Raw genomic sequence first — 9865 nt, forward strand, 5'->3', positions numbered from 1 at the left:
ACGACCTTCCGTACGTTTATGAGATAGCCGCGCCCAGCGGCCCCGACAACCGGACAACCCGCGCCGGCCACCACCACGCCGTCCATAGTAGCGCAGCGCCTTGTCCCTGAAACACAATACGGCTTGAAGGGGTGTCTCCTTCGACTTCCCGGCAAACCGGAAAAAGGTATGGCCATGTCCATCAACAGCAACGCGCCCCATTTCAGTATCGACATCAAGTACAAGGACCACCACTTCGACGTCCTCGACTTCAGGCTCGACGAGACGGTCAACGAGCCGTTCGAGCTCTATTTGAAGCTGGTCTGCCGGGACTGGATAGGCCCGGACGAGCAAAAACGTTTCCTGCGGGCGCCGGTGAGCCTCACCCTAGACACCGGGGATATTCCGCGTAGCGTGCAAGGCATTGTCGGCGCCATAGGGGACTGTACTTCAATCGGAAGAAAATATGTCTATCAGGTGTGGGCCTATCCACTGATGTGGCACCTGACGCACAAGGCCGATGTGCGCAATCATATGGCAAAAAGCGTTCCCGACCTGATCCAAGAAACATTGTATTCCGTCGGCTATACCGCCGCTGATTTCGACCTGCGCCTGCGCGGCACCTACGAAAAGCGCGACTACTGCGTGCACTACCGCGAAACCCACCTGGCGTTCATCAACCGCCTGATGGCCGAAGAGGGCATGTTCTACTTTTTCGAGCACGACGAAAAGCAAAACCGCATGGTCATCGCCGACCACGCCGAGACCCTGCGGCCCATTGACGGCAACCCGGTTTTGCAGCTCAATCCCGGCGGCCGCATGGTGCCCGAGGAGGAGGCCGTCTATCACTATACGACATCGGTGCAACTGCGCCCGGGAAGGTTTGCGACCTCGGATTACTTGCCCAAAAAACCCGGCCTTGACCTGAAAACCCACGCCGACGCCCAACGCGACACCGACCGGCAGATCTACGACCCGCCCGGTCTCTACCAGGACGCGGACAAAGGCCGCCGCCTGGCCGCCGTCCGGCTCGAACAGGTCCGGCGCACCGAGCGCACGGGCAAGGGCAAAAGCGTGTGCCCGCGCCTGTGCCCGGGCCACACCTTCACCCTGGAAGGCGCCGACGCCGAAAGCGCCAACGGCGACTGGCTGGTTACCAGCGTACGCCACCGGGGCCGCCAGCCACAGGTCCTGGGCGAAGACGCCGGCGACCGGCCATCCGGCTACGTCAATACCTTTAAAACCGTGCCCGCCAACGTGGCCCCGCGCCCGGCCTACCCGCCGCAAAAACGCCTGGTCGAAGGCATCCAGACCGCCTTTGTCACCGGCCCGGAAGGAGAAGAGATCCACACCGACGAGCTCGGGCGGGTGCGCGTAAAGTTCCACTGGGACAGGGTAAACAAATCCAACGAAAAGACATCGATCCCCATCCGCTGCAGCCAGCCGTTCACCGGCTCCAACTGGGGCGCCATCTTCACCCCGCGCATCGGCCACGAAGTGGTGGTCAAGTTCGCCGAGGGCGACCCGGACCGGCCGGTGGTGGTGGGTTCCGTTTACCACGGCACCAACGTGCCGCCGTACAAGCTGCCCGACGAAAAGACCCTGTCGTGCCTCAAGTCCGACACCAGCCCCGGTGGGGGCGGATGCAACGAGATTCGCTTCCAGGACCTCAAGGGAAAGGAAGAGCTGTTCATCCAGGCCCAGCGCGACATGGACGTGCACGTCAAGCACGACCGGAAAACGCACACGGGGCGCGACACCCACGAAACCATTGCCGGATCGCACTATGAAAAGACCGGCCGGGACCGCCACGAAAAAACCGGCGGCAACGAAACCACCCGCATCGACGCCGACTACCACCGCCACATCGGCGGCGACCGCAGCGTCAGCGTCAGCGGCAACGACTCGCTGCGCGTCATGGGCAACAGGGTGGAAAAAGGCCGTCTAGGCATTTCAAAAATCGTGGCAGGCACGCACAGTGTCACCATGGACGAAGGCGTGCTTCAATCCGTTACCGAACTCACTTTGAAAGTCGGCGACAGCTTTCTCTTTCTGAACCCGGCCGGCGTTTTTTTCAAGGCCAAAAAGATCAACATCAAAAGCGGCGGCAGCCCCCTGTCCGCCAAACCCCTGGAAACCGTCATCCCCGGCCAGCCCTACATCCCCATCACGGTGCACCCCTGCCTTGCCGGCAGCCCGGCCAAACCCGCGTCCGACAAACAGGCCCCGGCCCAACCGGCCCAACCGCAAAAACCCGAGCGCATCGTGCCGGCCGGGGCCGCGCCCGCGCCCGATCCGGACGAGACCGACTGGGTGGAAGTACAGATATTGGACCCGCAGGGCAACCCGGTTCCCGGAAAACACGTTTACATCACAGGCGCCAACGACAAACAATACAGTGCCACGACCAACGCCGACGGCCTCTGCCGGATCAATGCCATCGCACCGGGAGAATGCACCTTCGATATCGACAAGCTGGACAAGGACCTGTGGGGTCCCCAAGGCTCAACCGAAAACGTACGGCTCAGCCGCCGCCAGAGCGGGACCACCCCGTACAAGGTGCAGTCCGGCGACACCCTGCCGTCCATTGCCGGCAGGCACAACACCCACTGGCGCCTGATCTGGGACCACCCTGACAATGCCGACCTCAGGGAAAAGCGTAAAGAGCCCAACGTCCTGCTGGAAAAACGATACCGTCTACATCCCGGCTGTTGAAACCAAACAGGAACCCGGCCAAACCAGCCGGCGCAATGTGTTCCAAATTGCGGACGAACCCCTGTCGTCCTCCATCGTAACCATCGACTACCAGGTGGATGACAACGCCGACTTTCAGCCGGATGACGCCATCACCCTTTTGCACAAGGACTCCGGCTGGTCCCAGACCTTGATGGTGCATGGCCGGGAACGCTTCGACCGGGACTGGGTGCGGCTGACGTTTGAAAACGTTCCCCAAACCGGTGTTTTCGACCTGATTCACACCAACCGGAGACGGCACCAATCACTATATGATGTCGAACTGTTCCTATGAACAGATCTGCGGCCGCGAAAACGACGGCGACGAACTGATGATCGCCCCGGAGGAACCGGAAGAAGAAGCATAGGGGTGGGTGTCCAGTTTGGTTGGACAAAACCTTCCTTTCATTGCTCCCTGTTGGGAGATGACATTCGACATGCGACTATCGAAACACGAAACCACTCCAAAGGACCGAAATTCCAAACAAAGGCTTTTGGTTTTTATTTCCGATAGGTTGTGTCAGCTTTCAGGGTTCGGGGAAAAAGAGAAAAAAAGGGCCGGCCGTATGCGGTTAAAGAAAAGTGTTTTGTTGATCTGGTTGGTGGCTTGTATAGCCGCACTTCTGTTTGGCGTAGGCTGTGAGCGCAAGCAGGAAACAAAATCGAAGGCGGCTGCGGAAAAGGTGGAGAAAAAACCCGTGTTCGAATTCGCGGGCGAGGAGATCTATGGCGATCCGGAGATCTTTTCAACACCGCGTCTCCAGTTTGCCTGGCGAGCGCCGGGGTTGAAGTCAAAAGAGCTCTGGAGCATGCGCCTGGACGGCAGTGATCTGCGGCGGGTGGTCAAGGCGGCGTTGTTGTATTCGAAAAACGCGACCGCAATCAGTCATGATCCTGTGCGGTCGCCGGACAACCGGTATATTGTCTTGTCCATGTTCACTTCCGAACACGATCCAGAAGCACCTGATCGATCTGAAAACCAAAACCAAAACCGTTATTATGACCGGCGGGTTCATCCCGCATTTTGCTTGGCGTCCGGACAGCAAGTCTGTGGTGTTTTTTTCCGAACCCGGCATGATGGAATATTTTGTGGAGACCGGTGAATTGAAGACGTCAAAATCCTTCAAATCGTTCGGTCATTACATTTTGAAAGACGGGCGGTTTGCGGTGGTGCGCGAAGACGGGGTTTACTACTACACACCGGACAGGCGGTTCATCAAATCAATCAAAATCTGGGACCCGTCCATGATCGAGGAGCATCAGTACGACATGGGGTTTTATCATCGGATGTCTTGGGACGGGAGGTTTATGGTGTATCGACTCAAGCAAATTACGAAGTTTATTCGCTTGGATGATCCGAAAGCTCCAACATGGGTCACGAAAGAGAGATTTAAAGCTGGAAATTTCGGTTCTGAGGGCAGATTTTTCTATTATTCCATCCGCCGTGTTGATCTGAAAACTAAAAAAGAAATTAGGCTCTTTGAACCGCCATGTTTTGGCAGGGATTGCGGTGGAGTACCCACAAACACAACCGTTTACAACCTGGGAGCGGCTGAATGACAAAAATGTATAAGGACAAAGAAAAAACAGGAAAATGTGGAGATTCCTATCTGTTTCGTGCGGAAGTAGATAAGAACGGGGCGGTGGTGCGAGGCACTTTGGATTGGGTGCCGGAGCGGGTTTTTTTGAGTGTGGATACGAGTTTGCCAAAGGACAAACGGGATGGGGCCTCGCTGGTGCCGTGGTCCACGAATGAGAACGGAATGCTTCATACCATCACCACTCAGTTGACGGATGGCAACCTACTTGTGCGCGGTGATTGCCCGCCTGAAATGCCGTTTATTTTTCCGCCCACGGATTTGGCGCTGTACGCCTATGCGGCCATGGGAAAGGAGTGGAAAGACGGTCTAGCCAAAGTCTTGAGCGAAGAGAAAGGCAAACTAAAACCTTTGCTGCTGCGGCGAACGCGCATTACAGGCAAGCAGATGTCTTTTTGTCTGCGATCGCCGGAACCGGTGAAAAGCGAGGATAAGGATGAGGTCAAGAAACTGAAGCTTCGCTACAAGGATTGGTATAATGACAAGGTTGGTGATCCCGAACGAGTGCATATGGGGTTTATCCTGCCTAATGTGCGTGCGATCTTTTTTGTGTTTACGTCAAAGTTGTATATAGACGCCAAGGTTACTTTCTGGCCGACGGACATGCAAAGAGGCAGGGATACCGGTATAGAAGTTGACGCTCTTGTAACTGGGGATGCAGATGCACAAGGCGTGAAAAGCGAACCGTCGAGGTTCTGGCTGACGACCCATCGGGCAAGTCCAAAAATTCTGAAAACAGGGATTTATACAATTGAGGTCACTTTAGATAAGGATGCGCGCATTCGACCGAATTTTTGCAATACCGGTTTGGCTGATACAAAAACCTATGTGTTCAAAACCCACGTCACGTTTGACACCACCAATGCGGCGGGCTCTTTTGCCGTGGTGGCGTGTGATCCGGTTTCGGTGGAAGAGGCGATGATGGTGCAGTTTCCCAAGCAGTTTGCCAATATGCTGGCAATGGCGCAGCAGACGGACGAGGACCGTCAGAAGGTGGCGGGCAAGACGGGGGAGAGTTTTGACGAGACGATTCCCCTGGGGCTCAAGCCGTGGAGCGAGCGGCTGGCGCTTTCCAAGGCCATTCTGGGGCAGGCGGGAGGCATTCTGGGGGCGGACAGCAGGATGGCGTTGTTTAAGACGGTTGGAAAATCTTTGCTGAATGCTGTTGGTGATGCCGGCCATCCGAATCTTCGCTCCGCCGTCTCCATGATCTTCGGTGTGGGCGATGCCATGGATGCGTGGCAGGGGATCGAGAACAAGGTGCGCAAGTCGCTGGTCAAGGCGTTGGCTACCAAGACGACGGCGGCGCGGATGGGGCGGACGCCGTTGATGGGGTTGTTCAAGGCGTTTAACGAGAAGGACTTCAGGGGGATTGTGCCGGCGCGCGGCTTTCCGACGATCTGGCGGCGTCCCATGCCAAGTGGCAGGTGCGCTATTTGAAAGCCGAGGCCAACCAGGTGCTGCAAAAGAGCGCGTTGCGGCGCTGGGGCGCGTGCGCGAAAAACCTTGCGGGACTGGCCGAGTATCCGCTCACGGCGTATGCCTTGTTCGATGGATGGTCGACCTATCTGGAATCCAAGGGAAAGACCGACGGGGCTGAAGCGAAATATGATGAGCTGTGCAAATTGTACGCGGAAAAGATCTGCCCGCCGGAAAAGGGTGCGGGCAAGGAGGCGCGGCGCTATTTCTCCTGCCGGGAGGCGGCGGCCCATCTGGAAAAGATGCGCGCGGTGCTCATGGCGCTGGAGATGACCGAAGACCAGGACCTGCGCCAGGCGCTGGTGGCCCTTCACGACGCGGTCCTGGTGGGGCTGACGCTGCTGCCGGCCACCGCGCCCGTGGCCGGGCTGGTGGCGGTGGCCGAAGGCGCGGCCAGCCTGACATGGACCTTCGGCCGCACGGTGACGGCGTGCGCGGACCGGCTGCTGTTCGACAATGCCCTGGCGCGGTTCATGTCCGAGCGGGAGACGTTCATCGAGCTGGAGGCGCACTACAGCGGCAATACGCGCCGGCTCACCAAAAAGGGACTGGACCTTACGCAGGCCGACCGGCCCGAGGGCCATGTAGCCATCCAGCACCGGCTGCGCGCCGAGGTGCTCTACGGGCTGTTCTGGCTGATCACCTGGTGCGCGGTGCAGGTGGACGATAAGACCAGTCTGGAGGACAACCTGAAAACATACCGGGTGCATGCCTATATCCGCAACTATGTGCTCAACGACGGGTGGGCGTTTTCCCTGTTTCCCTATATCCAGCGGCGGTTCCACAAGATCTGGATGGAGATGATCCAAAACGGCGACGACATGGGACCGGAGGAGCTGGCGCGCATGGGGCTGGACGCCGAATACCGTCTGGTTGAAAAACCGTCCGCCAACCGCGAGGGCATCCAGTCGATTTACGGCGGGTTTTACGATGGCTCCATGGTGGCCGACTACAATGACGAAGAGCTGTATCTGCTGCGGCCGGCGGCGTTCCAGGCGTGTTTTCCCATCCAGGTGATGGATTCGAACGAGGTGCACGATTTTGCGCGGGCCTTTAAAACCATCCACGGACCGGAATATCAGGGATTGCCCAGCGCACTCACGGCCGAGTACAGGCCCGATCCCAAATTCGTAAAAAGGAGACGGATGCGATGTAAAAAGGGATGCTTCAGAATGTATTGCCACGAAGTGCGCGAAGAACACGAAGAAAGATTAAGTGCCTGATCCTTCGTGATCTTCGAGTCCTTCGTGGTTTTATTTATGTGTGCTCCATGAACATTTCAATCTTCAATATTGAAGTAAAAAGAGAGGTTGATTTAATGAGGTTAAAAAAAAGTGTTTTGCTGATTTGGTTTGTTGTTTGCCTCGCCACGCTGTTGGTTTCAATTGGCTGCGAGCGCAAGCAGGAAACAAAATCCAAGGCGGCTGCGGAAAAGGTGGAGAAAAAACCCGTGTTTGAGTTCGCGGGCGAGGAGATCTATGGCGATCCGGAGATCTTTTCCACGCCACGGCTCCAGTTTGCCTGGCGAGCGCCGGGGTTGAAGTCAAAAGAGCTCTGGAGCATGCGCCTGGACGGCAGTGATCTGCGGCGGGTGGTCAAGGCGGATCTGTTGTATTCTAAAATCGGAACAGGATTTCGACACGATCCTGTCCGGTCGCCGGACAATAGGTATATTGTTTTTTTCTATGTTTACACCGGATACGATCCAGAAACACTTGATTGATCTGAAAACCAAAACCAAGACCGTTATTATGACCGGCGGGTTCATCCCGCATTTTGCTTGGCGTCCGGACAGCAAGTCGGTGGTGTTTTTTTCCGAACCCGGCATGATGGAATATTTTGTGGAGACCGGTGAATTGAAGACGTCAAAATCCTTCAAATCGTTCGGTCATTACATTTTGAAAGACGGGCGGTTTGCGGTGGTGCGCGAGGACGGGGTTTACTACTATACACCGGACAGGCAGTTCATCAAATCGGTTAAAATCTGGGACCCGTCCATGATCCAGGAGCATCAGTACGATATGGGGTTTTATCATCGAATATCGTGGGATGGGCGGTTTATGGTGTATATGCTGCAAAATATTACCTATTTTATTCGCCTTGACGATCCGAAACATCCTTTATGGCGTACGGATGAATGGTATCGATCCGGTGGGTTTGGTCCGGAAGGGAAGTATTTTTATCATTCGGTATTTCGTATTGATCTTAAAACGGGAAAACAAGACAGGCTGCTTGAATGGCCGTGCATTGACCATGACTGTGCAGGATCGATCGGAAATACAACCATTTACAACCTGGGAGCGGCTAAATGACGGCAACGAGCAATGACAAAGAAAAAAACAGGGAAATATGGCGATTCCTATCTGTTTCGTGCGGAAGTAGATAAAAACGGGGCTGTGGTGCGGGGCACTTTGGATTGGGTGCCGAACAGGGTCTTTTTAAGTGTGGATACGAGTTTGCCGAAGGACAAACGGGATGGGGCGTCGCTGGTGCCTTGGTCCACGAATGAGAACGGGGTGCTTTGCACCATCACCACACAGTTGACCGACGGCACTCTTTTGGTGCGCGGGGATTGCCCGTCCGAAATGCCGTTTATTTTTCCGCCGACGGAAAGGATGAAATCCGAAATGCGAATATCGAAGTACGAAACAAATTCGAAGGACCGAAATCCGAAATAGCGTTTCTTTTTAAACCAGTTTTTCAGTCCTTCGAATCTGTTTCGTATGTTACATGGAGATTTCAGTTTCACTAAATAAAAAAGATAGGGGATGTCGGTATGCGGTTTAAAAAAAGTATTTTGCTGATTTGGTTTATTGTTTGCCTCGCCACGCTATTGGTTTCAATTGGCTGTGAGCGCAAGCAGGAAACAAAATCCAAGGCGGCTGCGGAAAAGGTGGAGAAAAAACCCGTGTTCGAATTCGCGGGCGAGGAGATCTATGGCGATCCGGAGATCTTTTCAACACCGCGTCTCCAGTTTTCATGGCGGGCGCCGGGAGTTAAATCCTACGAGCTCTGGAGCATGCGCCTGGACGGCAGTGATCTGCGGCGGGTGGTCAAGGCGGATCTGTTATATTCAAAAGAGGCGCGGAACTTTATTCATGATCCGGTACGGTCGCCGGACAACCGGTATATTGTCATATCAATGGGAACCAGCAGATTGCCGGAAAAACACCTGATCGACCTTAAGACCAAGACCAAGACCATTATCATGAGCGGAGGGTTGATCCCTCACTTTACATGGCGGCCGGACAGCAAATCGGTTGTGTTTCTCTCCGATCCGGGCATGCTTGAATATTTTGTGGAGACCGGGGAGCTGAAGCAATCAAAATCCTTCAAATCGTTCGGTCAATACATTTTGAAAGACGGGCGGTTCGCTGTGGTACGGGAGGACGGTATTTATTACTACACACCGGACAGGCGGTTCATCAAATCAATCAAAATCTGGGACCCGTCCATGATCGAGGAGCATCAGTACGACATGGGGTTTTATCATCGAATTTCCTGGGATGGGCGGTTTATGGTCTACATGTTACAGAACGTAACCTATTTTATTCGCTTGGATGATCCGAAAAATCCTATATGGAGTACAGACGAATGGTATCGATCCGGTGGGTTTGGTCCGGAAGGGAAGTATTTTTACTATTCCATTCGTCGCGTTGACTTAAATACAAAAAAGGAAATCAGACTTTTTGAACCGCCATGCTTTGGTAGGGACTGCGGTGGAGTGCCCACAAACACAACCATTTACAACCTGGGAGCGGCCAAATGACGGAAACGAGCAAGAATAAAGAAAAAACAGCGAAATATGGGGATTCCTATCTGTTCCGTGCGGAAGTGGATAAAAACGGTGCTGTGGTTCGGGGAACCATGGACAAGGTTTCAAATCGCGTATTTTTGAGCATCGATACGCGGGAGCCTCAAAAAGAGGGGAAAACGGAGAAAGATAAAAAGCCGAATTTAGTGCCGTGGTGCACTGACGAAAAAGGATTGATTTATACCATCACAACCCAGGTGACAGACGGTAGCCGTCTTGTTCGCGGGGATTGCCCGTCCGAAATGCCGTTTATTTTTCCGCC

At 54.7% G+C, this 9865-nt stretch carries 11 protein-coding genes; all 11 read left to right on the top strand.

The annotated features are described in order from the left end of the window. Positions 1-168 precede the first annotated feature (168 nt). Positions 169-2694, top strand: a complete 2526-nt coding sequence (gene tssI, locus ACHZB8_RS00710; protein WP_316858005.1) for a type VI secretion system tip protein TssI/VgrG — start codon at positions 169-171, stop codon at positions 2692-2694. Positions 2695-2731: 37 nt separating this feature from the next. Continuing rightward, entirely contained in the window at positions 2732-3007 is a 276-nt protein-coding gene (locus ACHZB8_RS00715) for a hypothetical protein (RefSeq protein WP_316858007.1), read from the top strand. Between the two features lie 142 nt (positions 3008-3149). Beyond that, positions 3150-3815 (top strand): hypothetical protein, encoded by a 666-nt coding sequence (locus tag ACHZB8_RS00720; RefSeq protein ID WP_316858009.1) that lies wholly within the window; start codon positions 3150-3152, stop codon positions 3813-3815. Further along, positions 3787-4272, top strand: coding sequence for a hypothetical protein (locus ACHZB8_RS00725; RefSeq protein WP_316858011.1), 486 nt, complete (start codon positions 3787-3789; stop codon positions 4270-4272). The genes ACHZB8_RS00720 and ACHZB8_RS00725 overlap by 29 nt, the downstream gene beginning before the upstream one ends. Continuing rightward, positions 4269-5750 (top strand): hypothetical protein, encoded by a 1482-nt coding sequence (locus ACHZB8_RS00730; RefSeq protein ID WP_316858012.1) that lies wholly within the window; start codon positions 4269-4271, stop codon positions 5748-5750. Before ACHZB8_RS00725 ends, ACHZB8_RS00730 begins: the two co-directional genes overlap by 4 nt. Then, a complete protein-coding gene (locus ACHZB8_RS00735; RefSeq protein WP_316858013.1) occupies positions 5747-7012 on the top strand; it encodes a hypothetical protein in 1266 nt (421 codons plus the stop codon). The genes ACHZB8_RS00730 and ACHZB8_RS00735 overlap by 4 nt, the downstream gene beginning before the upstream one ends. A gap of 47 nt (positions 7013-7059) precedes the next feature. Continuing rightward, positions 7060-7512, top strand: a complete 453-nt coding sequence (locus ACHZB8_RS00740; RefSeq protein ID WP_316858015.1) for a hypothetical protein — start codon at positions 7060-7062, stop codon at positions 7510-7512. Then, positions 7505-8101 (top strand): hypothetical protein, encoded by a 597-nt coding sequence (locus tag ACHZB8_RS00745; protein ID WP_316858017.1) that lies wholly within the window; start codon positions 7505-7507, stop codon positions 8099-8101. The genes ACHZB8_RS00740 and ACHZB8_RS00745 overlap by 8 nt, the downstream gene beginning before the upstream one ends. Before the next feature lie 12 nt (positions 8102-8113). Beyond that, positions 8114-8467, top strand: coding sequence for a hypothetical protein (locus ACHZB8_RS00750; RefSeq protein WP_316858020.1), 354 nt, complete (start codon positions 8114-8116; stop codon positions 8465-8467). A gap of 98 nt (positions 8468-8565) precedes the next feature. Beyond that, positions 8566-9558, top strand: a complete 993-nt coding sequence (locus ACHZB8_RS00755; RefSeq protein ID WP_316858022.1) for a hypothetical protein — start codon at positions 8566-8568, stop codon at positions 9556-9558. Next, positions 9555-9865, top strand: a 311-nt coding sequence (locus ACHZB8_RS00760) for a hypothetical protein (RefSeq protein ID WP_316858024.1), incomplete at its 3' end; no start/stop codon positions are given. The genes ACHZB8_RS00755 and ACHZB8_RS00760, both read left to right, overlap by 4 nt.

This window comes from uncultured Cohaesibacter sp. (genome assembly GCF_963556055.3).
Lineage (GTDB): Bacteria > Pseudomonadota > Alphaproteobacteria > Rhizobiales > Cohaesibacteraceae > Cohaesibacter.

Bases quoted from the DNA above. Each gene is read 5' to 3' on its own strand.
- tssI (WP_316858005.1), top strand. From the start codon at position 169: ATGGCCATGTCCATCAACAGCAACGCGCCCCATTTCAGTATCGACATC.
- ACHZB8_RS00720 (WP_316858009.1), top strand. From the start codon at position 3,150: ATGCGACTATCGAAACACGAAACCACTCCAAAGGACCGAAATTCCAAA.
- ACHZB8_RS00725 (WP_316858011.1), top strand. From the start codon at position 3,787: ATGATGGAATATTTTGTGGAGACCGGTGAATTGAAGACGTCAAAATCC.
- ACHZB8_RS00730 (WP_316858012.1), top strand. From the start codon at position 4,269: ATGACAAAAATGTATAAGGACAAAGAAAAAACAGGAAAATGTGGAGAT.
- ACHZB8_RS00740 (WP_316858015.1), top strand. From the start codon at position 7,060: ATGAACATTTCAATCTTCAATATTGAAGTAAAAAGAGAGGTTGATTTA.
- ACHZB8_RS00750 (WP_316858020.1), top strand. From the start codon at position 8,114: ATGACAAAGAAAAAAACAGGGAAATATGGCGATTCCTATCTGTTTCGT.
- ACHZB8_RS00755 (WP_316858022.1), top strand. From the start codon at position 8,566: ATGCGGTTTAAAAAAAGTATTTTGCTGATTTGGTTTATTGTTTGCCTC.